A 24,434-nucleotide genomic window follows, 5' to 3' on the forward strand; every position below is an offset into this window, starting at 1 on the left:
TTGCTGTTGTGCGTTTTACCATAAGGGGTTCTGAGTGAGTGCGTGGTTCACGGCCAGCTCCTTGGTCGGGATCGGCAGATAAATGTGCCGTTCGCTGACGTTGGCGTAGGTCGTGGCGGCGAAGTTCGTAATGGTGGGATTTTTGTACTTGCTATCGGTGGGAATATTGGTCCCGGCCAGATGCATCCGCTCCACAAAAATGCCCCAGCGGATCAGGTCGTACTTGCGCAGCCCCTCGAATACCAGTTCGCGGCCACGTTCGTTTCGTACCAGATTGCGGAACGAACGCTGGTCGGAATATTGGCTCTTGTCGGTCTGAATTCCGGCCCGCTCCCGAACGGCCAAAACCGCATTCCACGCGATCTCGTCCGGAGCCCCGGCATACTCGTTGATTGCCTCGGCATACATCAGCAGGATGTCCGAGTAGCGCAGGATCGGGAAGTTGATCGTCGTATAGAGGCTCTTGGCCGACATCTGGTTTTCGTAGATGGTCTCGCGGCGCCACTTGCCCGCATTGCGCACGGCACCCATGACATCCGGGTCGTAGACCATGTCTGCCGTATCGAATGCGTTCTCGATCGTCTGGTCGAGACCTTCGACGGTCCGCATGGCGAAGTTGTTGTTGTAGGTCCACGGCGTGCGGTACATGCTCTGATCCTGCTTGATGTAGGCCGTGATTCTTTCAGAATTTTTCGTGTATGTGATCGTCTGGTTGTTAAACCCGCGGAAGTTGTAGCCCGGGAGGTTCCAGATCCGGCGCTTGTCGATGACCATCTGGTCCTTGATGTTGTATTCGTCATCCGCGGCACTCAGGTCGGTCTCCACACGGTCGGTCTCCGAGTAGAGCTGCCAGAGGGTGTACGAACCGTTGTAGAAGCCGTAGGAGTAGTTGCAGGCCCATTCCGAGTAGTTGGTGACTCCCGACTGCGACTTCAGGCCGATCAGGTCGCCGATACGGCCGTTGGTCCACTTGTCGGCACTCGTGCGGTCGCCGAGGAACTCGGCCTCCCACATCGACTCGTGATACTCCGTGTCGTATTTGTCCTGGATCATGTTGATGAAGACCTGCTCGTAGCTCGGATTCAGCACATAGCCTCTTTCGGCAATGACCTTGTATGCCCAGTCGGCGGCCTTCTTGTACATCTCCTGCTTCGAGAGCCCCTCGACATCGGCTACGCTCTCACCGGCCATGAAGAGGTAGATGCGGGCGAGAATACCCTCGGCCACCTCCTGGGTGACACGCGAGGGGTTCAGGTTGACGTCCGTACTGAGGTCGTCAACGATCGCTTCCATTTCGTCGACGCACCATTTGAGTACATCTTCCTGCGGCGTAGCGGCCAACTGCACGTCTTCGGGGTTGGGGGAGGTCGTCGATACCACGCGCAGAGGCACGTCACCCCAGGCCTGGGCCAGCAGGAAGTGGTAGTAGGCCCTGAGGAATCTCGCTTCGGCCAGATAGGTCTCCTTGCCGGTCGAGAGCTCTTCGGGGTCGATCTCCGAGGCCTCGACACCCTGGATGTATTCGTTGGCATTCTTGATGCCCTGATAGAGTTTCAGCCACGTTTCGTAGATGACGGCCGTTCCGGCGGCATGGTTGTAACGGTCCGGGCGCGTGTCGGTGCTGTTGTAGTTGTTGAAGTAGCAGAGGTCGTCGGCGTTGCTGATCTGCAGCGAGTAGTAGTTTCCGTAGAGGGCCTCGCTGCTCAGGACGCCGTAGACTCCGGCAAGTCCGTATTGCAGTTTTGTCTCGGAGGTGTAGTAGCTGTCGCTGGGGATGATCTGCGGGTCGGTGTCGAGGAACGTACATGCCGAGAGTGCCGTTCCCAGCAGCGCCAGGCTTCCCAATCTGTATATGTTTTTTATTTTCATGACGTGAAAGTGCTTTTGGGCGTTAGAACGTGATGTTTACGCCGGCCGTGAAGCCGTAGGCGCGGGGGTATGCCGACCAGTCGAAACCGGGAGTCAGCACCGAGTTGCGGGTCGAAACCTCGGGGTCCGGACCGCTGTAATCGGTCAGCGTCCAGATGTTGTCGGCCGAGACGTAGATGCGCATGGAACTGATACCTGCCTTGCGGAGCTGGCGGCTCGGGATCGTGTAGCCTAAGGAGACGTTCTTCAGACGCAGGTAGGAGCCGTCCTCGATGACGCGCGACGAATACTCCTCGCTGCCCGTGGCGTTGGCCCGCGGCATGTTCGACGAGGCGTTCTCCGGGGTCCAGCGGTTGGCGAACGTCGAGAACTGGTTGGTCTGCGCCTTCCAGCCCGCTTCGAAGACCAGCCGGTTGGCGTTGAGAATGTCGTTCCCGTAACTCCACGAGAAGAAGATGTTCAGGTCGAAGTTCTTCCAGTTGAAACTGTTGTTGAAACCGCCCGTGTGCAGGGGTTGTCCGCAGCCGATGATCGTGCGGTCGTAATCATCGATCTTGCCGTCGCCGTTCATGTCGCGGTACTTGATATCGCCGGGTTGCATCGTGTTGCCCTTGTAGGCGGGGATTCCGTCACGCAGGCTGCCGTCCTCATTGAAGTCCTCGGGTTTGTAGGTTCCTTCGTAGATGAAGCCGTACATCATGCCCGTGGGCTTGCCCACCTGAGAGATGTAGGGGAACTGCGAGTTGAATTTCGTCTCCCACGAGACGGAGGTTTGCAGTGAGCTCTGGTTGTCGACCAGTCCGAGGATCCTGTTTCGGTTGAAGGCGATGTTGAACGAGGTCGACCACTGGAAGTTCCGGGTTTTGATGTTCACGGTTTCGAGCGTGAACTCGAATCCGCGGTTGCGGATGCTTCCGATGTTGAGCATTCCCTGTTCGTAGCCGGCCGAGGCGGGCAGCAGGGCATAGAGCAGCAGGTCGCGCGTCACCTTGTCGTACCAGTCGGCCGTCACCTTGAGCCGGTCGTCGAAGAAGCCCAGGTCGATACCGACGTTGTACTGTTCGGTGGTCTCCCACTTGAGTTTTTCGTTGGCCATGTTCGAGATGTAGTAACCCGGCACGCGCTCGCCGTTGAATACGTAGTCGAACGAGTCGCCCGAGCCCGGCGTGACGGTGATCTGCGAGTAGAAGTCATAGGGCGTCTGGGTGCGGTTGTTACCCGTCAGACCCCACGAGAAGCGGAGTTTTCCGTTGTTGAGCCACTCGGAATTCTTGAAGAGGTTTTCGCGGTTGAAGTTCCACGAGGCGCCCACCGAGGGGAAGTAGCCCCAGCGGTTGTCGGCGGGGAACTTCGACGAACCGTCGGCACGGAACGAGAAGGTCAGGTAATACTTGTAGCGGAAGTTGTAGTTCGCACGCAGGAACATCGACATCATGCGCCAGTCGAAATAGTTGCTGGCCACGCTCTGGTAGTTACCGGTGTAGATGCCCGCGATGCCCAGCTCTTCGGAGGTGATCTGTGTGGCCGAGACTCCTTCGTAGGTGTTTTTCTGTCCCTGGAACGAGAGACCCACCATCATGTCGACGTTGTGGCTGCGGCCGAAGCGGCGCTTGTAGTTGAGCGTGTTTTCGTTCGACCAGTTTGCCTGATCGGTCCAGTAGATGGCGCCGTTGACGCCCTTTCCGCTCGGCGAGCCCGGATAACCCGTATAGGTTTCGGTGCCGTTGAACTCTTCGCGCCGCCGTTTGTTCATCACGTAGCCGCCCGTGGTCTTGAACGTCAGTTCGGGGGTGATCTTCCACGTCAGGGCGATGTTGGCGTTGAGGTAGTCGACCAGCGTTTTGCGATACTCGTTCTTGGCTGTCTTCACGGGGTTGAAACGGTAGTCGTTCGATCCGTCGATCGAAGCGTCGAGGATCGAGTCGAGAATATCCTGCCCGGGGGCCGTCACGGGACGGTAGCCCCAGACCGAGTACATCAGCCAGCCCGACGACGAGGAGGTCGTTTCGGCCGTCGTGGGGTTCACGCCGTTGGTTGCCGTGCGCGAGTAGTTGGCATTGGCGTTGAGGGTGAGTTTCTTGTTGATCGGCAGCGTGAAGTTCGCCTTGCCCTGGTAGCGCTGGAAGTTCGAGCGGATGATGATACCGTCCTGGTCCAGGGCCGAGAATCCGACGTTGTAGCGCAGGCCCTCCTTGTTGCCGCCCGAGAGCGAGACGTTGTAGTTCTGCTGGAAGGCCGTACGGTAGAGTTCATCCTGCCAGTCGATGCCGGGGATGTTGCGGTAGTCTTCGAGTGTGAGGTTGCGGCCGTACTCCTCGCTGTAACCGTAGTAGGAACTGGCCATCGACGACTCGGTGATGAGTTCGTCCTGCAGTCGGACGAATTCGTAGGAATCCATCAGGTCGACCTTGTTGGCGATATGGCTCAGCGAGAACGAGGCGCTGAAGTTGACGGTGGGTTTGCCTTCGGTACCGCGTTTGGTGTTGATGACGATGACGCCGTTGGCGCCGCGGGCACCGTAGATGGCCGTTGCCGAGGCATCCTTCAGCACGTCGATCGACTCGATGTCCGCGGGGTTGATCGACGTGGCGAACGACCCTTCGGAGGGGAATCCGTCGATGATGTAGAGCGGGGCGTTGCTCTGGGTGAGGGAGTTGTTGCCTCGGATGGTGATGTTGGCCTCGGCACCCAGCGAACCGTCGCCCGTGGTGACGACCACGCCGGCGATACGGCCGTTCAGAGCCTGGTCGAAGTTCGTGACGTTGGCCTTCATCATGGTCCCCAGGTCAGCCTTGGCGACCGAACCGGTCAGGTCGCGGCGCGTCGTGGTGCCGTAACCGATGTTGACGATCTCCACGGCACCCAGCTGGGTGGCTTCCTCCGCCATTTTTACGTTGATGGTGGTTCGTTTGCCGACGACCTCCTCGACGGTCGTATAACCCAGATAGGAGAAGACCAGAGTCTGGGTCTCTCCGACTTTGATGGAGTAGTTGCCGTCGATGCCGGTAGTCGTACCCGTGGTCGTACCCTTGACCACGACGTTGACGCCGATCAACGGGACGTTGTTGGTGTCAACCACACGTCCGACTACGGTGGTTTGTGCAAAGGCCTCACCCGTCAGGAATACCGACAGGGTCAGCAGCACGACCGCGGTCATTCGTTTCAGTGCTTTTTTCATAAATTAGAGGTTGTGGGGTAAATAGGTTTACTTTTTCTTGAGCCGGAACTCCACGGGTTGTCCGTGGCGGCAGGTGACTTTCAGGATGGTTTCCGCGTCGGCCTGGGTGAGTTTCACGTTTGTGGCGGGATTAACGAGTTCCCAGGCGCCGCCGAGGCGAACCTCCTTTTCGATGGGCTGGCTCTCCTGGCGGGTGGTGTATGTCTTTTCGGTGAGGCCCAGGTCGGGGGTGCAGACGCTCATGACGATCTGTCCGTCGGCATCGGTGCGCTCCATGACGATCGTCTCTTCGGTCACGCCGCGCACGAGACCGTTGCTCTTGTACTCCTGGAAGCAGACGTATCCCGTGATTCCGGTTGGGATGTCTTTCACCACGTGGGCCATGTTGTCCTTGCGCACCACCTCGTATTCATCCTTCTTGAGCAGGCGGTTGATCTCCTTGTTCGAGGGCTGGATGTAGACGACGTATTCGTATCCGGCCTGTTTCGGGGCACGGCCGTGGTCGATGTATGCGGTTGCGAAGTCGCCGGTCTGCATGGCATGGGTCTTGTCGTTGGGCGATGTCTGTTCCTGCTTGAGGATGTTCAGGGCCGCGGCATTCTTCACCACGTAGAAGTTGCCCTTGGTGTCCGAGATGGCCAGGCGTTCGCCGCTCTTCGAGAGTTGGAGCGGGAAGGTGTCGTAGATTTCGCCGTCGACCTCCATCGCTTCGCTGCGGTCGGCCAGTTGAAGCTGGAAGAGCGTCGTTTCGGTGGGGTAGGTCGTGTTGTTGTTGTCGATGCCGCTGCCGAGGAAGACCAGGCGGTTGTCGAAGCAGAAGACCGTCTTGTAGGCCGTGGCGCCGGGGGTGAAGTTCTTGCGGCTGCCCTCGACGAAGTGGAGGGCCAGGATGCCGTTGCGCCCTTCGAGCGACGAGGCGCCGGAGAAGCGTTCGGGGTTGCGCTCCATGAGGGTTCCGGGGAGCGGGTTGTTAAGCTCGGCCCAGGGCAGGTGAATGGTCGTGGCGCCGGGGACCCGGTTCCAGTCCCATCCGTTCTGGACGAATCCGCTGGCGGCGGCCGTGACGGGGTTGCCCGACCCGATGATCGGGGCCGAACCATAGCTCTGGTAGCGTCCGTAACGGTTGTCCCGGGTGTAGATTTCCGAGCCCCAGACATCCGTATTGAAGGCCTTGAGGGTTACCATCCAGTCGTCGCGGCGGTGGATTCCCAGGGCGCCGTAGTTGTAGACGAAGAAGCCCGAGGGGGTGGGGCCTGCGGCGATGCCCTCCTTTCTGAAGAGGTTGTTGAGTTCCCGGTCGGTACCCTTGAGCCGGAGGTAGGCTCCGGCCAGGTCGGGATCGACGTTCTTGCCGCTGCCGGTCAGGTCGCCCAGGGCGGCCAGGTGCCCGAATGCGTTGACGTCGGCGTCGGGGATGCGCCCGTTCTTGTTCAGGGGGTGGCGTCCGGCGATGCCGAGGCCCCAGTCGCGCAGGTTGGTGTAGTTGGCCATGGTCAGCAGGGCCAGCTTGAAGTGTTTGCGGGCCTCTTCCGTGAGGTTGAAGTCGGTGCTTCGGACCGCCTTGCAGTAGTATCCGATCGTGGCGAAGGCGCCGGTCGAGTAGGCGGGGTAGAGGCCTCCGTGGTGGAAGGTCGTACCGTCGACCTTGATGCCGCCGATGGTGCCGGGCGTGAAGTCCAGACTCCCGGACATCCACCGCGAAAGGCCCTTCATGGCACGGTACTGTTCGGCTTCGGTGGGGAGCATCAGGGCGCTGATGAGTTTGGGCATCAGGAGCGTGTGCCACGAGTCGAGCAGTTCGTCACGTCCGTAGACATAGGGTTTGCGCGTCTCGGAGAGGCCGCTCCAGTAGGCCAGCACGCGGACATACTCGTCGGTTTTGCCGCGCTGTGCGATCTTGTCGCGCATGAGCCACATGGCGTCGTAGATCTTGCGCACGTTGTAGCCGTAGTGGTGGTTGGTTCCGTTTCCGTGGCCAAAGGCGAAGCCCTGGTCGATGGCGTGGTCCATGACCAGGAAGAAGTCATCGTCGTATTTCGGGTCGCCGTTGACGTAGCTGTTCAGCGCGAAGGCATTGAGCATGTTCTCGATGTCGTCGAGACGGAGTTCGCCCTTCGGGCGGTTGCACTCGTCGTTCGAGAGCAGCGGGGCGCCGATGATGCCGCCGTCTTCGGTGCGGCGGATTTTGGCGTTCTGGAAGGTTTTCAGCGCCCGCGGGATGATCGTTCCGTTGATGTAGTTTCCGCTCGACATGTTGGCCTCGACGATGGCGTTGATGCGGGACTTCACCAGGTCGAGTTGTTTTTTCTCGTCGGCCGTGATTTCCCGCAGGGGTTCGTCGTATTCGTACTGCTCCCACTCCCAGAGCCGGGCCCAGTGCCAGAGCGAGCGTTTGAGGTTGCAGTTGTTGTTGGGGATCTGCTGGTCGGGGGTGATCTGGTCGTGCAGGCGGGTCTCGGCGAAGGTCAGGCGGTCGATGAAGAGTTCTCCGCTCTGGACGCCCTCCGGGGTGGAGATCACCAGTCGCGAGATCTGTTGCGAGGCGTGGTCTCCGGGCATGTCGTTGTACTTGATCCAGCAGGCTCGCCAGCCCGTGAAGTCGAGGTGGAAATCGAAATGGTAGGGAGTTTCGCCCGTGGGGGTTTCGAAGGCGAAGTGGAGGTCGGCGTTGACGGCCCTGGGGTTGTAGATCCAGAGCATGACACCGGCCTGTTTGACGCGGAACGAGCGGATGAGCTGCCCGAAATCGTTGTATTGGAGGGTCGAGGGTGCGCTCCAGCTCCAGAGCAGCGACTGCTGTCCGTCCTTGTAGTGTTTTTGGCTCAGTTCGATACGGCTGTTATCCCCGCAGGAGAAACCCTTCGGGATTTCGGTTTCGAAGTTGATTTTTGCGTCGATCGCAGCATGTACGGGCAGGCTCCACAGCGTGGCGAAAAGCCCTAAAACGGCTGATGTACCGTATAATAAGATTTTTTTCATATTATTCAATTTGTTCAAAAATAATGAAAGAAATTGGACTGCCCAAATTTATGACGCGGAAAATAGTAAAAATTTGTGCGGGATTCGAAAAAATTGTTAAAAAATAGCGGAAGTCCGGAAATTATTTTATCTTTGTACGCAAAGTGCGGTCCCGTTCGTGAAAAAATCGATAACGGGAAGGGCTGTTCGGCCTGATTCGCATACATGTATGTGTTTTTAGGGTGTAACTCATGTAACTCAAAATTGAATTTATGACTGTTTTAACCAAGTGTGCGGTTGCCCTGCTTTTGGCGGGAGGAGCCGTAGCCTGCTCGCAGGCGCCGAAAAAAGTTTCGATCATCGACGAAAATATTGCTGTCGCCAAGCAGCAGTTGGCGATGCTGGCCGATTCGAGCGAAATGACCGGTGCGATCCGCATTCCCTCGACCTACAAGAACGGTCGTATCGACTATGTCCCGACCGACGACTGGGTGAGCGGCTTCTTCGCCGGGAGCCTCTGGTACATGTATGAACTGACGGGAGACGAGGCCTGGGCGGAGCGTGCACGCAAACATACCGAGATTCTCGACTCGATCCAGTATCTGCAGTGGCACCACGACGTCGGGTTCATGATCTACGACAGCTACGGCAACGGCCTGCGCCTGAAGAACATTCCGGGTTACAAGGAGGTGATCGTACAGACCGCGAAGTCGTTGTCGACACGTTTCCGCGAGGTGCCGGGCGTCATCCAGTCGTGGGATGCCGACCGCGGCTGGCAGGGTGAGCGCGGGTGGCAGTGCCCGGTGATCATCGACAACATGATGAACCTCGAGCTGATGTTCAAGGCCACGGAGTTCTCGGGCGACAGCACCTTCTACAACATCGCCGTGAAGCACGCCGACCGCACGATGCAGGAGCACTTCCGCGACGATTACAGCTGCTACCATGTCGTGGACTACGACCTCACGGACGGCCATGTCCGGGGCCGCTGCACGGCGCAGGGTTATGCCGACGAGTCGGCATGGGCCCGCGGACAGGCGTGGGCCGTCTACGGCTATACGGCCTGCTACCGCTATACGGGAGACAAGCGCTACCTGGACCATGCGGAGAAGGTGGCCGATTTCATGCTCAACGACGCGAACATGCCCGAGGACCTGGTGCCTTACTGGGACTACGACGCTCCGAACATCCCCGACGAGCCGCGCGACGTCTCGACGGCCGCCGTGCTGGCTTCGGCCCTTTACGAAATGTATACCTACACGAACAACGAACTCTACAAGCAGAAGGCCGACAAGATGGTCGAATCGCTCTCGTCGCCGGCTTACCGGGCTCCGGTGGGCGAGAACGGCGGGTTCCTGCTGATGCACTCCGTGGGGAGCATCCCGCACGGCAGCAACATCGACGTGCCGCTGAACTATGCCGACTACTACTTCCTCGAAGCGCTGATCCGCAAGGGCTACATCGAGAAGGGTGAACCGTTGTTCTAAACCGGAAAGGAACAGATGCGTAAACTGATTTTTCTGGCCGCGGCGGCGGCGTGGGCCTGGACTGCATCGGCGCAGCCTCTGAAGGAGGTTGCCGATGAGCGGATCCTCTCGTTCGAGGAGTCCGCGGCGCCTTTTGAGGCTTCGCGCGGTTCGTCGCTGCAGATCTCCGGCGACCACTACAAGCACGGCAGCCATTCGGTCCGCTGGCACTGGTCGCGGCCGGATGCGCAGTTGCGTATCGCGGCTCCGGTGGGCTACCTGGCGAAGAATCCCAATCCGCGGGAGACCTCGGTTTCGACCTTCGTCTTCTGGGTCTACGCCCCGAAGGCGCTGGAGGGGTCGTTGCGCTTCGAGTTCCGCAAGGAGGGCCGGACGTGCGCGTGGTTCGACTACGGGCTGGATTTCACTGGCTGGCGCGGGGCCTGGGTGGCCTTCGACCGCGACATGCAGGGCCACCCCGAAGAGGGAATGGACGAAGTAGTCGTCCGGGTCGAGGGGGTCCGCAAGGGCGAACTCTTCTTCGACCACTGGATCCTCTCGTCATTCCAGGACGTGCGGCACCATACGGCGGATTTCCAGGCTCCGTTCATCAATGCCGGGACCACGAGCCACTGGCTCGTGTTGCTGCAGTCGTGGCGCAATCCGATGCCGGCGGCTCCGGCCACGATCGACGAGGCTGCGAAGAGTGACATGAGGATTGTCGGGACGCGTCTGCGCGAACTGCTTCTGGAAGGGAGGAAACCCCTGCCGATCGAGACGCTGCGCGATCGTTTCGCATCGTATGGCATTACGGAGAATCGGGACGGAACGCTGCGCGGCAAGCCGATTTGGTTTGTGCGTTATGCCGAAACCTATATCAACCTCGGGCATCCGGATGTGGCGAAGCTCTTCGCCGAGAACGGGCAGTTGCTGCGGGGTTACAACGACTTCATGTTCCAGATTGCCGTGGCGCACGACGCCGCGCAGGACCCTGCCGAACGGGCCGAACTCGAACGGATGTATATCCTGCTGACGCGACACCTGCTGGACCAGGGCTTCGCGGCCGGCAGCGCATTGGGAACCCTGCACCATCTGGGGTACAGTATGCGCAACTTCTACACGGCTCCGGTCATCATGCGCGACGTGCTGCGTGAGGCCGGGCTGGAGCACGAGGTGCAGCAGGCCATGGAGTGGTTCTCGGGGGTTGGCGAAGTGAAACTCCCGCCCGCGGTGCCCGGTATGGACATCGACGCCTTCAACACCTCGCTGATCGGACGCCTGGCCAGCATCGTGCTGCTGCCGGATTCGCCGCAGAAGGAGGCCTACCTGACGGCCTTCTCGCGCTGGGTTGACAACGGTTACAAGGTCACGGAGGGAACGAGTCCCTGCTTCAAGAGCGACGGCACGGTCTTCCACCATCGCCACCACTATCCGGCCTATGCCGTCGACGGCTTGAGCGGCGGGGGCGTGAATGCCGTGTGGCTGCTGTCGAAAACGCGCTTTGCGGTGAGCGAGGAGAGCCATGCGATCCTGAAACGGGCGCTGCTCGAAATGCGTTTTTACTGCAATCAGCGGTCGTTCCCGCTGGCTCTGTCGGGACGCCATCCCGACGGCAGGGGAGCCCTGGTTCCGTGGCATTACGCGCGGCTGGCCGTAGCGGGCTCTCCGGACGGACGGCAGGAGATCGACCCGGAGTTGGCGGCGGCCTACCTGCGGGTTTGCGACGGCGAGGACAGCTATACGCGCCTCTTCACCGGAAAGGGAATCTCGGCCGAGGCTTCGCCCACGGGAACCCATGTCTACGGCTATAACGCTTCGCTGGCGCACCGTCGCGGGGACTGGCTGGTGACGGTGGCGGGGCACAGCCGCTATCTCTGGGCCGCGGAGATCTACCAGGGCTGCAACCACTACGGGCGTTACCTGACGAACGGAAGCCTGCAACTGCTGGGCGACGGCGATCCGGTGAGCGCCTTCGGCAGCGGATTCCGGCAGGAGGGTTGGGACTGGTGCCACATTCCCGGCACGACGGCCCTGGCCATCCCGATGGAGCAGATGAAGGCCGATATCCGCAACGTCGACACCTTCTCGGGTTACGAGGAGATGCTCTTGTCGGACGAGGCGTTTGTCGGGGGCGTGAGCCACGAGTGGCGCAACGGCCTCTTTGCCATGAAACTCCACGACCACGACAAGTACAACGGCACGCTGCGGGCCCGGAAGACGTTCTTCCTCTTCGACAACCGGGTGGTCTGCCTGGGTTCCGACATCGAGAACCGGGCCGAGGGCGGCGTGCATACGACGCTGTTCCAGAATTTTCTGGAGCATGAAGCCGATCCGGTGACGGTGAATGGCGAACGGGTGACGACCTTCCCCTATGTGGCGGTCCTGCCGAAAGGGGCCGTTCTGCGGGACAACCTGCGGAACCTCTATGTGATTCCGGAGGGGAGGGTCTGCGTGACGAAGAGCCTCCAGCACTCGCTGCACGAGGAGACCGACGCGCCGACCGAAAACGACTTTGCCACGGCGTGGATCGACCACGGCGAGGGGGAGGTCGACGGCCAGGGTTACGAATACCTGATGGTGGTGCACGCCTCGGACGACGAGGCGGTGCGCTATGCCGGGGAACTTCCCTACGAGGTGCTGCGGCGCGATTCGACGGCGCATATCCTGCGCGACCGCCCGACGGGCATCGTGGGCTATGCTTTGTTCTGCGGCGGAGCGGTGGACGAAGGACTGTTGGAGCGGGTTTCGCAGCCTTCGCTGGTGATGATCGGCGGCGGGGAGGGCTCGTTGACGGTCAGCGTGGCCGATCCGGACCTGCGCTTCTACGAGGGCCCGAGCGACGAGGTGTTCGATGCCGACGGCAAGCGGGTTGAGCGGAGCATCTATTCGCGGAAATGGATCGATGATCCTTCGCGGGCCTCCGAAGTACAGGTGACGATCCGGGGCCACTGGGCGCTGGACGGCGGATCGGAAACGTGCCGGGCGGAGATCGTCGGCGACCGGACGGTGCTGACCTTCACCTGCCGGGAAGGTGCGACGCGCGAAGTGAGACTGACAGAACAGAAATAAAACGAACATGGTGAGAATCAAAAATATGATTCCGTTTGCGGGGCTCGCCCTGACAGCCTGCGGGCCGTCTGCGGCCGAGCGCCCCAACGTGATCTATGTATTTCCGGACCAGTACCGCAACTCTTCGCTGGGATTCTGGTCTGATCCGGAGTTTGCCGGGCAGGTGGCCTGGCAGGGAGATCCGGTCGAGACGCCCAATCTGGACCGGTTCGCCCGGGAAGCCGTGGTGCTGAGCGAGGCCGTGAGCAATTTCCCGGTGAGCAGCCCGCACCGCGGGATGCTCCTTTCGGGGATGTATCCCGAACGCAACGGCGTGGTGCTGAACTGCATGTCGGAACGTCCGGAGAGTTCGCTGCGTGAGGATGCCGAGTGTATCGGTGACGTCTTCTCGGCGGCGGGCTACGACTGCGCCTATATCGGTAAACTCCACGTCGACCACCCGACGAAGAACAACCCGCAGCGCCCGGGAACCTACGTGAGCGACATGGTGCCCGAATGGGATGCCTATACGCCGCCCGAACGCCGCCACGGATTCAACTACTGGTACTCCTACGGCACCTACGACGTGCACAAGCATCCCCACTACTGGGATACGGAGGGCAACCGCCACGACGTGGACGAGTGGTCTCCGCAGCACGAGATCTCGAAGGCGATCGAGTATATCGAAAACCGGGATGCACAGCGCGATCCCGAAAAGCCGTTCTTTATGATGCTGGGCATCAACCCGCCGCATTCGCCCTACGCCTCGACCGAGGACTGCGATCTGGAGGGCTACGAGCTCTATAAGGACAAGTCGCTGACGGAGCTGCTTGTGCGTGAGAATGCCGACACGACGATGGCCAAGGCTGCTGCTGTGCGCTACTACTTTGCCAACGTGAGCGGCATCGACCGGGAGTTCGGACGCCTGTTGAAGGTGTTGGATGACATGGGCCTGGCAGACAATACGATCGTCGTCTTCGCATCGGACCACGGCGAGACGATGACGAGCCATTCGGTTACCGACCCGAAGAACTCCATCTGGCGCGAATCGCTGAACATCCCCTTCCTGGTGCGCTATCCGGGGCATTTGCAGCATCGGGTGGACGACCTGCTGCTCTCGACGCCCGACATCATGCCGACGCTGCTGGGCCTGGCGGGTCTGGGCGACCGGATCCCGGAGAGCGTCGAGGGACGTGACTTCTCGGCGGTGCTGCGGCTGGACACCGTGCAGCCCGAACGCCCGCGTGCGGCGCTCTACATGCGCAACCTCGACGGCGAGCGCGATGCCGAAGGGCTGGTCCGCGGCTTCTTCCCCGAAGCGCGGGGGCTGAAGACCGCCACGCACACGATGGAGTTGTGCATCGACCGCGACGGAGCGCTCAAACGGGTGCTGCTGTACGACGATGTGCAGGATCCCTACCAGTTGCAGAGTCTCGATCCCGCGACGTGCCCCGAACTCTTCGCCACGCTGTGCCGGGAGCTGGCCGGACTGCTGCGGGAGAATGACGACGTATGGTTCCGCGAGCGGGTTTTGTCGGAACTGATCCCCTATGATACGGAAAACCAATCTTGAATTGTCTATGAATAAATTGTTTTTGTGGATTGCGGCGGCTTCGGCCTTTGTGCTGCAATCGTGTCAGAAGGACGACGGGATCCAGGACGAGATCGACAGCCTGCGGGACCGTGTGGCCGCTCTGGAATCGAAGGTCGGTGATGTGAACTCCGGTATTGCGGCGTTTCATCAGTTGTTGACCGAAACAAAAGTGATCGTCGGCGTCCAGGAGACCGACACGGGATATGTGATCGAAATGAGTGACGGAAGCCAATATCCCGTGACCGAGGGTGAAAAACTCGATGTGCTGGTTCCGGTGCTCGGCATCGACGACGAGGGTTATTGGACCGTGAGCCTGGACAACGGAGCCACCGTGACGCGGATCAAGGATGGTAGCGGCAATGATGTTTCGGCATGGCCCATGCTCGACGGCGAACACCAGCCCGAAGCCGAAGGCATTACTCCGCAGCTGCGGGTTTCGGCCGACGGGACGTGGGAGGTGAGCTACGACGACGGAGGTTCGTGGAACCCGCTGTTGCAGGACGGCAAGCCGGTCAATGCGGTGGGCGAGAATGTCTCGTTCGGTTACAGTTCCGTCTTCAAGTCGGTGGTTTACGATGAGGAGAACCACCTGTTCTCGGTCGAGCTCGTTACGGGTGAGACGTGTTCCTTCCCGGTTTCCGACAACTTCGACCTGACGATCGATGCCGAAGAAAACGAGACGTTCTTCCTGGGCGAAATGCGGCAGTTCGAGGTCGTGCAGACGAATGTCGCCGAGGCGCTGCTCCGGGCTCCCGAAGGATGGAGCGCCGAGTTGGAGGAGACGACCCTGACGGTTACGGCTCCGAAGACCTATACGGCACCCGGGGAGGATGGTCTGACCCTGTCGGTGATCGCGACCTCGGAGGAGGGTTATCTGAAGATCGTGCCGTTGAAGCTGACGTTGAAAAACGAAGCTTTGGATGCCAATGCCTGCGAGGCATGGCGAAATTTTAAGGCCGGAACTGCGGAGAACGTACTGCTCGATTTCTCGTATGCCGGTTACAAACACGGAGAGGTAGCTCCGCCGGATGTGTGGGGCCTGGGTTACACGGTTTATGATGTGACCAAGTACGGGCTGGATCCCACGGGTCAGACTTCGTCGCGGCAGGCTTTCATCGACCTGCTGCACTCGCTCAAGCTCACCGGAAAGAACGATGCGGGCAGCAACCAGGCCAATGCCAACGCCCGTGCGATCCTCTACTTCCCGGAGGGCGACTACGTGCTGCACGACGAGTCGGACGATGTGAAACGCGATACGCCGCTTTATGACGAGTCGGGAAAGGTTGTGGCGGAATATTCGAGTTCGGATATCATTATTCTGGGCGGCAACTTCATCATCAAGGGTGCGGGCCGGGACAAGACGCGCCTGATCATGAAGACGAAGAACTATCCGGCGACAGCTGACATGTGGTCGTCACCCGTGATGCTCAACATCAAGAACAACAGTTCGCGCATCGGCGACAGCTATTCGGCCCTGGCCTCGGTCACGGGGGATGCGGCAAAGGGCACCTTCTCGGTGGAGGTAGTGTCGACGGCCGGTATCTCGTCGGGCGACTGGGTGATGCTCTACCTGCAGAGCAAGGAAGCGGAGCTGGTGGCCAAGGAGCTGGCACCCAAGAGTGTGGACAAACCCGCCATGACCGACATCCAGACGATCTGCGTCTATGACTACCACCAGGTAAAGTCGGTCAGCGGCAATACGGTGACCTTCTGCGAGCCGATCATGCACGAAGTCGAGGCGAAATACGGCTGGCAGATCCGCGAATTCCCGCACTATGAGAATGTGGGCATCGAGGACCTGACGTTCGTGGGCAACGCCAAGACGAATTTCGGCCATCACGCCTCGTGGGAAGATGACGGTGCTTTCAAGCCTATTCAGATGATGCGTTTGACGAATTCGTGGATGCGTCGTGTCGATTTTGAGAATGTGAGCGAGGCAATGACTTTCTCGTCTGTGGCAAACTGCTCGGCTTACGATATCAATATCACGGGTAACCGCGGACACTCGGCTGTTCGGTCTCAGGCCTCCTCGCGGGTTTTCATCGGCAAGATCATGGACCGGACGAGTGGTAAGGAGTGTCGGGATTCGAGTGGAAAGGAGTTGGGTCCAATGATGGAAAATGCCGGTCAGTACCACGCTTCGGGTGTTTCGAACCAGTCGATGGGTACTGTGCTGTGGAACAACACATGGGGCGACGACGCCCTGTTCGAGTCGCACTCCAGGCAGCCGCGGGCCACGCTGGTGGACCGTTGTACGGGCGGGTTCGTACAGTGGCGTTTCGGTGGTGACGTGTCGAATGTGCCGAACCACCTGCGCGACCTGACGATCTGGAACCTCAATGCTACGAAGGTCAAGAGCGACTTCAACGGAGGATTCTTCAAGTGGTGGCTGACGGAAAATGACTGGTGGAAGATCATGCCACCGATCATTGTGGGTTTCCACGGAGCCAAGACGGTCAATTTCGGTGTCTACTCCGAGACGGCCGGAGGCTGGGCCGAATCGGAATCGAGCTCCGACTTGCAGACACTCTATCTCGAAAGCAATGGCACGGCAGTGCAGCCGGAATCGCTTTACGAAGCTCAGTTGCGCGAACGCCTGGGTTATGTTCCGGGCTGGCTGAACTCCTTAAAATAGTAACAACACACGATAAATTATGAAAAAGTATCTGATTTTGTTTTTCGTTGCAGCGGCTGCGGCATTTCAGTCGTGCGACAACAACGACGACCTGTGGGATGCGATCGACGACCTGAAGAGCCGCGTCCAGGCCCTCGAAACGCAGGTCGACGCCCTGAACGGCAATGTCGAGGCCTTGCAGACACTCTATAATGGCGGAGCCACGATCTCCGAGGTGACGGAGTCTGACGGAGCCTATGTCCTTAAGTTGACGGACGGTACGACGCTGACGCTGTCCCAGGGCAGTGAGGCCGAGGCCGTGATTCCGGTGGTTTCGATCGACGAGAACGGCAACTGGCAGTATTCGGTGGACGGCGGCGAGAAGTTCATTCCGCTGAACGTGAACGCCGTGGCCGAGGATGGCGTGACGCCGCAGTTCCGGATCGACGAGAAGACCGGCTGCTGGCAGGTGAACACAACGGGCGAGGAGTCCGGCTGGACGAATGTCAAGAATTCGGCGGGCCAGGATGTGAGTGCCGTAGGCGGTACGATGACCGACAAGTTCTTCGACACGGTTCGGGTTGACGGCGACACGCTCTACATCAAGCTGCTGGGCAGTGATGTGGAACTGGAAATCCCGATCGTTCCGGATGTGCTTTGTGCAATTGTCGATGCCGAAGGCAAACCGATTGAGGGTATCCAGATGTTCGATTCGGGAATGACGAAACGTTTTGATGTTAAGATGCGGGGTATTGACAATACGATAGTGACAGCTCCTGAGGGCTGGACAGCCCGATTGACTGATGCCGTTGACGAGAAAGCCGAACTTGTCGTGACGGCTCCGGGCAAACAGGCATCCGCCGGGACGACCGCTACGCGGGCTACGGCCAATACGTCGCAGGATGTGGCCATTCTGGCGACTTCGGGCAAGTATTCGTTCATTTCGAAGATTCAGGTCCAGAGCACGGGCGTCGAGGCCGAGCCTCCTACGGTTACTTCGGTGACGTCGTCTGTAGCGACAGATGTAACTTTGATGTTCGATGTGCAGATAGCCAATGCTGACGGCTGGAAATATATATGTTTGGAATCTGGATCCGAGGCTCCGGATGCCGCGAAGGTTTTTGCTGAGGGTACGGCTGTTTTGGGAACGAGTGTGACGGTCGAGGGGCTTAAGGCCGAGACTGAGTATACGATCTATGTAGTGGCCTACATCGGCGAGCAGTATAGTGAGGTTTCCACGGCTACGGCTTCAACGGTGGAGACCCCGCCCGATCCGAACGACTATTATGCTTCGGGTGTCGAGGTTAATGGCACCCGTTATGACAAGGACAGCGAGGGCGCCCGTCTGCTGGAGGTTGCTTCCGATGCGGGAGAGAATGTGACGGTGAGTGCTCCCAGTACGGCAACCGTATCCTTTATCGGCCTTGACGAGAGCGATACGTATGATTTTGTGATGGCTTCGACATCCAGCATAGGTGTTCAGGCTGACAATATTTATATTGGCCGTTATGCCGATGCGAAACCTACGATTAAGTTCGGACGTTATCTTACGTTGCGCAATGCCGGTGGTACGCTTGCTTTCAAGAACCTGGTGCTGGACTTCGAGGCTGTAAGCGACAATTATATGTTCAATTCCAATGGCAACAATGCCGGTATCGGGACATTGATCTTCGAGGATTGTGAGATTATCTACGCCAAGCAGAGTTTGATCACGGGTTACAAGGGAACCGGTTCGATCGGCAACATTATTTTCCGCAACTGCAAGATCCGTTACACGGGTACGGAGACGACTTATGTCGTCAACCTGAGCAATCCAGGAAGCCTTGATCTTTCGGTTTTGACCGGTTTCACGCTGGAAAATAGCATCATCTATGCAACGCAGTCCAATACGAAGAATTCCGCTTTCCTGACAGCCAACAATCAGGATCTGAGCAATATGGCTCTGATCGTTGAGCGGAATACGTTTGTCGACCTGCGCGGTAGCGGAACGACAGTGAATTCCTCGGCGCTCTTCGTCCTGAGCAAGTTTGGCAGCATTTTGTGCAAGAACAACCTCTTCTACGCGACGATTGATACAACCTATCCGGCCGTCTTTGCCCTGACGAACGATTACGATACGGCCTGGCCGACGATCGACATGCTGCGTTCGGACAATATCTCCTACGGCAGTCAGGGCTGGAAGATCTTCTCCGAGATCACCGGGGCCTTCCATCCCTCGTCGTACGATGTAGTGACTGTTCCGAAGGTAAGTTCCGATCCGCTCACGACGTGCGATCCTGCAACCGGTACGTTTGTGGTAAGTTCCGAATACGCCGGTTACGGTTCGACGCTTGAATAGTCGAGAAAACGTTGATACGAATAAAGGCTGCCCGTTGCGGGCAGCCTTTATTGTTTGCTTTTGTTTGTACTTGGGCGATCCCGGATTCCGGTAATGATGCCAAAATTGGTTGGTGGTATAAAATGTAACCGACATAATATTTGGTAGTTATAAGGATAAAATAGAGATTAGTAGAAACGGGTTTCTACTAATCTCTATTTTTATGTCAAAAAAACGAAAAATACGCTGTCCTCATTGTGGCTTTTTAGAGACAATAAAATGGGGTACTCGTAGCGGTTGCAGCCGCTATTATTGTAAGAATTGTGGCAGCTATTTTACGGATCGTCGAGACTGGATTTCCGATAAAAACAAGTTTATATGGTTCGCGCGTTGGGTTCGCGGTAAACAGCGTATTTGTGACCTTGCGAGTGAGAGCGGATACAGCGAACGCACCCTAAAAAGATACTTCTATCGGCTCTTGCCCCAGTGCCCTTTATGGCAGATACAGCGACGCGAGAAGGTAAATCTTCTGATCGACGGCACCTACTTCTCAAATAAGATTTGTCTGGTTGTATATCGGGATCACAACATCAAGATGACCCTCCTCTATCGCATAACCAGGAGTGAAACGCTGCGGGATTTGAAAGCAGACCTAACGGCTATACGCGATGTCGGCATTCAAATTGAGAGTGTCACCTGTGATGGATCTCCCAATATCATAAAAGCGGTGCGGGAAGTGTGTCCGGAGGCGATCTTGCAGCGTTGTACGGTACATGTAGCGCGAGAGATAGAGACGTGGATTACACGCAAACCACAGACCGTAGCGGCACAGGAACTCCTCGAACTGGTGCACTTGTTAAATGGAGTACAAACACATGATGAGGCACAGTTATGGATACGGGCTTTTATTGACTGGTATCGGCGACACGAACCATTTATCAATGAAAAAACCGTAGATGAGCTGTCGGGAAGATGGTGGTTTACGCATAAGATGCTGCATCGAAGTGTCTCGCATATCAAGCGTGCCATACCCGATCTGTTTTCATACACGCGATACCCTAATGTACCTAAATCTTCAAATTCTATTGAGTCGTTCTTCGGTCACTTGAAGGATAATTTAAGAATCCATCGTGGACTCTCGGAACAACATTTTAAGGACTTTGTAAAGTGGTATCTTTTCCTGAACAGCAATGATGGAATTATTAAGAAACGCAAATGACCAGAATCGTACAATTCTGGTCATTTGATCCAATACGACACCAACCACTTTTGGCATCATTACCCGGATTCCCGCTTTCGCGGGAATGACCCCTTTAAGAAAGGGGGGATGTGCTGCTGAACCTTTAGCGGTTTCCGCAGCCTTTACCCGCATACGGCTGTCGAGGCGCGGAACTGGATCGGAATCCCTTTGTGGATTCCTCCGCCCACAAAACCCCTTTCTTAAAGGGGCCTTCCCTGCGCCGGATCAGTCGATCCAGCTCGTGAGGAGTTTCATCGTGCCGTCGGGCACCATGCGCAGCGACTGCGCCGAAGCCGGAACCAGCACCGTTTCACCCTGATGCACCGGAAGCGTTTCGCCCCGGTCGTCGGTCAGCGTGCCGTGCCCTTCGAGACACATCACCACCACGAACGAATCCCGTGCCGAAAGGTCGAGCGTCTGCTCGCGGGTCAGATCGAAGAGCGACGTCGTGAAGTAGGGGCACGCAACCAACTCGACCCGCGTGTCGCGTTCCGGGGTGTAGTGCGTCCGGTAATCGGGCAGCACGGTATAGTCGATGGCCCCTTTGGCCTGCTCGGTGTGCAGTTCGCGGGGTTTGCCGTCGGCGCCCACCCGCCCGTAGTCGTAGATGCGGTAGGTGATGTTCGAAGTCTGCTGAATCTCGGCGATGAACGACCCCGAACCGATGGCGTGCACGCGTCCCGCAGGCAGGAAGAAGACATCCCCCGGACGGATGGCATACCGGGCCAGCAGGTCGGTGATGGTGTTGTCGGCGACGCTGGCTTCGTACTCCTCGGGGGTTACCTGCTTCGAGAAGCCCGACAGCAGGTGGGCTCCCTCGTCGGTCGAGACGACGTACCACATCTCGGTTTTGCCCTTCGAGCGGTGGCGCTCCCAGGCGAGTTCATCGTTGGGGTGCACCTGGATCGAGAGGTCCTGGCGCGCGTCGATGAACTTGATCAGCAGCGGGAATTCGTTGCCGAATCGCTCGTAGTTGGCTTTTCCCAGCAGCGCGGCGCCGTGACGGGCCAGCAGGTCGGGGAGTTTCGTCCCGGCTTCGGGGCCTTCGGCCACGACGGACTCGTTGCCCTCGACCCCCGAGAGTTCCCAGCTCTCGCCGATGTTGTGCTGGTCGGTGGCGATCTGTTTGTAGGGGGCGATCTTTTCGCCGCCCCAGATCAGGGATTTCAGAATCGGTTGGAACTTATACATGTTTTTGTGTCGTTATGCGTTGTTTTGTGCGTCCAGTTGGCTCAGTGCGAAGGCGTAGGCGCCGACCGAGATGGCGCGGCTGGCGCCCAGTTTGGAGATCGTCACGCCGATGCGTTTCTGCGGATCGTAGGCTACGTAGCGATCCGTGCCGTAGACCTTGAGCGTGCGGTTGTCGCCGCGGGCGAATTCGAGGAATTCGGCCTCGTCGTCCAGGTCGTAGACCTTCATCTGCACGCGGTTGAGCTCGTTGCCGTCGAACTGGTGGATCTTCGAGCGCAGTTCGCGCAGGAGGCTCGGCATGATCCACTTCCGGGCCGCGGTGATACCGCCTCCGATGACGATCAGACCGTCGATCAGCGTCACGGCCGTGGCCATGGCGTCACCGGCCACTTCGCCGAACTCCGCGAAGGCCTTCTGTGCGGCTTCCGCATCGCCCGGGCGTTTGCCGTCGGCGATGTCGCAGATATCCTTCGGTTCGAGCCCGTGGTCAGGATTGCCGGTCAGCTCACCGTAGACGCGCTTGATGGCCCGCACGGCCACGCCGTCCTCGACGATAATATCGGGGAACTTCTTGTGCCTCAGGCAGAAGGTCTCCACACAGGAGTTGTCGCCGCGGTTCAGGCGGTTGTCGACGACGATGCCGATTCCGAATCCCGTGCCGAAGGTGTAGCCCAACAGGTTTTTGTAGCGTTTCGGGCTGTGGAGGGCTTCGAGCCGGGCGTTGATTTCGGGCAGGGCACCGCCCAGGGCTTCACCGTAGGCGAACAGGTCGCCGTCGTTGTTGATGAAGACCGGGATTCCGAACGTCGCTTCGAGGAAGGGGCCCAGGGCCACGCCGTCGCGGAACGACGGGAAGTTGGGCAGGAAGCCGCCGATGATGCCGTTCGGATAGTCGGCCGGGCCGGGGAATGCGAAGCTGATGGCGACGGGTTTCTCCGGGAGTCGGGCGATGACCTGTCGGAAACCGTCGACCATCGTGGCGAGGCACTCGTCCAGATTGTCGGCGTGCGACGGCATGGTGATGGGTTCGACGATGAACTGGTTGGCCTGCATGGCTCCGAATACGAAGTTCGTGCCGCCGGCGTCGAGGGTGATGACCACCCGGTTGTCATGACTGTACATATCAGGTCTTGGTTGGTTTATACGGATTTTTATCCCCCAAAGATAGAAATTTTTGCCCGCACCGCCAAGCCGAAAGGGGTGAAGCGCATAAAAAACGAAATCCGGAGGCTGCAGCTTCCGGATTTCGCGGGTTGTGATGCCGTTCTTTGGCGGCGGAGGGTCAGATTTCGTGGGAGAGATCGGTGTTGTGCACGCCCAGTACGGCACGTCCCGAGGGGTCGTTGCAGTTGGCGAAGGACTGGTCCCAGGCCAGCGCTTCGGCCGTGCTGCACGCCACCGAGGGCACCGAAGGCACGCACGCCGCGGCGGTCTGCGAGGGGAAGTGCTCCTCGAAGATCGAGCGGTAGTAGTACTCCTCCTTGTTCTGCGGCGGGTTGACAGGGAAGCGCTCGGCGGCGTGCTCCATCTCGCGGTCCGAAACCGCCTCGGAGGTGATCCGCTTCAGCGTGTCGATCCACCCGTAACCCACGCCGTCGGAGAACTGCTCCTTCTGCCGCCAGACGATCTCCTCGGGCAGCAGATCCTCGAAGGCCTTGCGCAGCACCCACTTCTCGATGCGGCCCTTTCCGGCCATCTTCGCCTCGGGGTTCAGGCGCATGGCCACGTCGAGGAACTCCTTGTCGAGGAACGGCACGCGCCCCTCGACACCCCATGCGGCGAGCGACTTGTTGGCCCTCAGACAGTCGTAGAGGTGCAGCCGGCCGATCTTGCGCACGGTCTCCTCGTGGAAGGCCTGTGCGTTGGGGGCCTTGTGGAAGTAGAGGTATCCGCCGAAGATCTCGTCGGCGCCCTCGCCCGAGAGGACCATCTTGATGCCCATCGACTTGATGACCCGTGCCAGCAGGTACATCGGCGTCGAGGCGCGGACCGTGGTCACGTCGTAGGTCTCGATGTAGTAGATCACGTCGCGGATGGCGTCCAGACCCTCCTGGATCGTGTAGTGGATCTCGTGGTGGACCGTCCCGATGTGGTCGGCGACCTTGCGGGCCGCAGCCAGGTCGGGCGACCCGGCCAGCCCCACGGCGAAGGAGTGCAGCTGCGGCCACCAGGCCTCTTCGCGGCCTCCGCTCTCGACGCGGCGGTCGGCGAACTTCTTGGCCACGGCCGAGATGATCGACGAGTCGAGTCCTCCCGAGAGCAGCACGCCGTACGGGACGTCGGACATCAGCTGCCGTTTCACGGCCTCTTCGAGCGCCGTGCGGAGTGCGGCGATGTCGGCCGGGTTCTCCTTCACGGCGTCGTAATCGAACCAGTCGCGCCGGTACCAGCGAATCATCTTGCCCTCCTTCGACGACCAGTAGTGTCCGGGCAGGAAGGGCTGGATCGTGATGCAGACCCCTTCGAGGGCCTTCAGCTCCGAGGCGACGTAGAACTGCTCGTCGCGGTCCCAGCCGATGTAGAGCGGAATGACGCCGATCGGGTCACGGGCGATGAGGTATTCGTCGTGCTCGATGTCGTAGAGCGCGAAGGCGAAGATGCCGCTGATCTTTTCGAGCAGTCCGATCCCGAGTTTTCGGTAGAGCGGGAGGATGACCTCACAGTCGGACCCGGTCAGGAATTCATACTCTCCGGCCAGTTCGGCGCGGATCTCCTGGTGGTTGTAAATCTCCCCGTTGACGGCCAGGACGAGCTTTCCGTCACGGCTGTACAGGGGTTGCCGACCCGACTGGGGGTCGACGATCGAGAGCCGTTCGTGCGAAAGAATCGCCCGCTGTCCGCAGTAGATTCCCGACCAGTCGGGGCCGCGGTGGCGAATCTGTTTCGACATTTTCAGCACCTGGGTGCGCAACGCATCCGACTGTTGCCGGATGTCGAACAATCCTACAAATCCGCACAT

At 59.0% G+C, this 24,434-nt stretch carries 12 protein-coding genes; 6 read left to right on the forward strand and 6 right to left on the reverse strand.

Translation table 11 applies throughout. The features are described 5' to 3' along the window. Positions 1 to 15: 15 nt before the first annotated feature. From ABGT65_RS09680 to ABGT65_RS09690, 3 genes are read right to left on the reverse strand one after another with little or no spacing between them, the layout of a single operon-like run. Positions 16 to 1,869, reverse strand: coding sequence for a RagB/SusD family nutrient uptake outer membrane protein (locus tag ABGT65_RS09680; RefSeq protein WP_346701717.1), 1,854 nt, complete (start codon positions 1,867 to 1,869; stop codon positions 16 to 18). A gap of 22 nt (positions 1,870 to 1,891) precedes the next feature. Next, a complete protein-coding gene (locus ABGT65_RS09685) occupies positions 1,892 to 5,047 on the reverse strand; it encodes a TonB-dependent receptor (RefSeq protein WP_346701719.1) in 3,156 nt (1,051 codons plus the stop codon). A 27-nt stretch (positions 5,048 to 5,074) separates the two neighbouring features. Next, the gene (locus tag ABGT65_RS09690) at positions 5,075 to 8,026 is read right to left on the reverse strand and encodes a chondroitinase family polysaccharide lyase (RefSeq protein WP_346701721.1); all 2,952 of its coding nucleotides are present in this window, start codon (positions 8,024 to 8,026) and stop codon (positions 5,075 to 5,077) included. A gap of 251 nt (positions 8,027 to 8,277) precedes the next feature. On the opposite strand from ABGT65_RS09690, the gene ABGT65_RS09695 reads away from it, so the two are divergent. From ABGT65_RS09695 to ABGT65_RS09720, 6 genes are all read left to right on the forward strand, one after another. Next, positions 8,278 to 9,492 carry a glucuronyl hydrolase gene (locus tag ABGT65_RS09695; RefSeq protein ID WP_346701723.1) on the forward strand — a complete coding sequence of 405 codons (1,215 nt, stop codon included), beginning with the start codon at positions 8,278 to 8,280 and terminating at the stop codon, positions 9,490 to 9,492. A 15-nt stretch (positions 9,493 to 9,507) separates the two neighbouring features. Next, positions 9,508 to 12,540 (forward strand): chondroitinase family polysaccharide lyase, encoded by a 3,033-nt coding sequence (locus ABGT65_RS09700; RefSeq protein ID WP_346701724.1) that lies wholly within the window; start codon positions 9,508 to 9,510, stop codon positions 12,538 to 12,540. Positions 12,541 to 12,565: 25 nt separating this feature from the next. After that, complete coding sequence (locus ABGT65_RS09705) at positions 12,566 to 14,092, forward strand: sulfatase (protein ID WP_346703080.1); 1,527 nt, start codon at positions 12,566 to 12,568, stop codon at positions 14,090 to 14,092. Positions 14,093 to 14,099: 7 nt separating this feature from the next. Then, positions 14,100 to 16,748, forward strand: coding sequence for a DUF4955 domain-containing protein (locus ABGT65_RS09710; protein WP_346701726.1), 2,649 nt, complete (start codon positions 14,100 to 14,102; stop codon positions 16,746 to 16,748). 19 nt (positions 16,749 to 16,767) lie between these two features. Further along, positions 16,768 to 19,065: a PL29 family lyase N-terminal domain-containing protein gene (locus ABGT65_RS09715; RefSeq protein ID WP_346701728.1), complete on the forward strand. Its 2,298-nt coding sequence runs from the start codon at positions 16,768 to 16,770 to the stop codon at positions 19,063 to 19,065. Between the two features lie 202 nt (positions 19,066 to 19,267). Beyond that, on the forward strand, positions 19,268 to 20,263 hold the full coding sequence (locus tag ABGT65_RS09720) for a transposase (RefSeq protein ID WP_149873922.1): 996 nt from the start codon (positions 19,268 to 19,270) through the stop codon (positions 20,261 to 20,263). Between the two features lie 246 nt (positions 20,264 to 20,509). On the opposite strand, the gene ABGT65_RS09725 is transcribed toward ABGT65_RS09720, so the two are convergent. From ABGT65_RS09725 to asnB, 3 genes are all read right to left on the reverse strand, one after another. After that, complete coding sequence (locus ABGT65_RS09725; protein WP_346701730.1) at positions 20,510 to 21,475, reverse strand: type I phosphomannose isomerase catalytic subunit; 966 nt, start codon at positions 21,473 to 21,475, stop codon at positions 20,510 to 20,512. Between the two features lie 12 nt (positions 21,476 to 21,487). Next, on the reverse strand, positions 21,488 to 22,597 hold the full coding sequence (locus ABGT65_RS09730; RefSeq protein ID WP_346701732.1) for an ROK family protein: 1,110 nt from the start codon (positions 22,595 to 22,597) through the stop codon (positions 21,488 to 21,490). 160 nt (positions 22,598 to 22,757) lie between these two features. After that, positions 22,758 to 24,434, reverse strand: a complete 1,677-nt coding sequence (gene asnB, locus ABGT65_RS09735) for an asparagine synthase B (protein ID WP_346701734.1) — start codon at positions 24,432 to 24,434, stop codon at positions 22,758 to 22,760.

The organism is uncultured Alistipes sp. (assembly GCF_963931675.1).
In the GTDB taxonomy this organism is placed as follows: Bacteria; Bacteroidota; Bacteroidia; order Bacteroidales; family Rikenellaceae; genus Alistipes.

Excerpts from the sequence above, each read along its gene's own strand:
- ABGT65_RS09680 (WP_346701717.1), bottom strand. The coding sequence starts at position 1,869 with ATGAAAATAAAAAACATATACAGATTGGGAAGCCTGGCGCTGCTGGGA.
- ABGT65_RS09685 (WP_346701719.1), bottom strand. The coding sequence starts at position 5,047 with ATGAAAAAAGCACTGAAACGAATGACCGCGGTCGTGCTGCTGACCCTG.
- ABGT65_RS09690 (WP_346701721.1), bottom strand. The coding sequence starts at position 8,026 with ATGAAAAAAATCTTATTATACGGTACATCAGCCGTTTTAGGGCTTTTC.
- ABGT65_RS09695 (WP_346701723.1), top strand. The coding sequence starts at position 8,278 with ATGACTGTTTTAACCAAGTGTGCGGTTGCCCTGCTTTTGGCGGGAGGA.
- ABGT65_RS09700 (WP_346701724.1), top strand. The coding sequence starts at position 9,508 with ATGCGTAAACTGATTTTTCTGGCCGCGGCGGCGGCGTGGGCCTGGACT.
- ABGT65_RS09705 (WP_346703080.1), top strand. The coding sequence starts at position 12,566 with ATGATTCCGTTTGCGGGGCTCGCCCTGACAGCCTGCGGGCCGTCTGCG.
- ABGT65_RS09710 (WP_346701726.1), top strand. The coding sequence starts at position 14,100 with ATGAATAAATTGTTTTTGTGGATTGCGGCGGCTTCGGCCTTTGTGCTG.
- ABGT65_RS09715 (WP_346701728.1), top strand. The coding sequence starts at position 16,768 with ATGAAAAAGTATCTGATTTTGTTTTTCGTTGCAGCGGCTGCGGCATTT.
- ABGT65_RS09720 (WP_149873922.1), top strand. The coding sequence starts at position 19,268 with ATGTCAAAAAAACGAAAAATACGCTGTCCTCATTGTGGCTTTTTAGAG.
- ABGT65_RS09725 (WP_346701730.1), bottom strand. The coding sequence starts at position 21,475 with ATGTATAAGTTCCAACCGATTCTGAAATCCCTGATCTGGGGCGGCGAA.
- ABGT65_RS09730 (WP_346701732.1), bottom strand. The coding sequence starts at position 22,597 with ATGTACAGTCATGACAACCGGGTGGTCATCACCCTCGACGCCGGCGGC.
- asnB (WP_346701734.1), bottom strand. The coding sequence starts at position 24,434 with ATGTGCGGATTTGTAGGATTGTTCGACATCCGGCAACAGTCGGATGCG.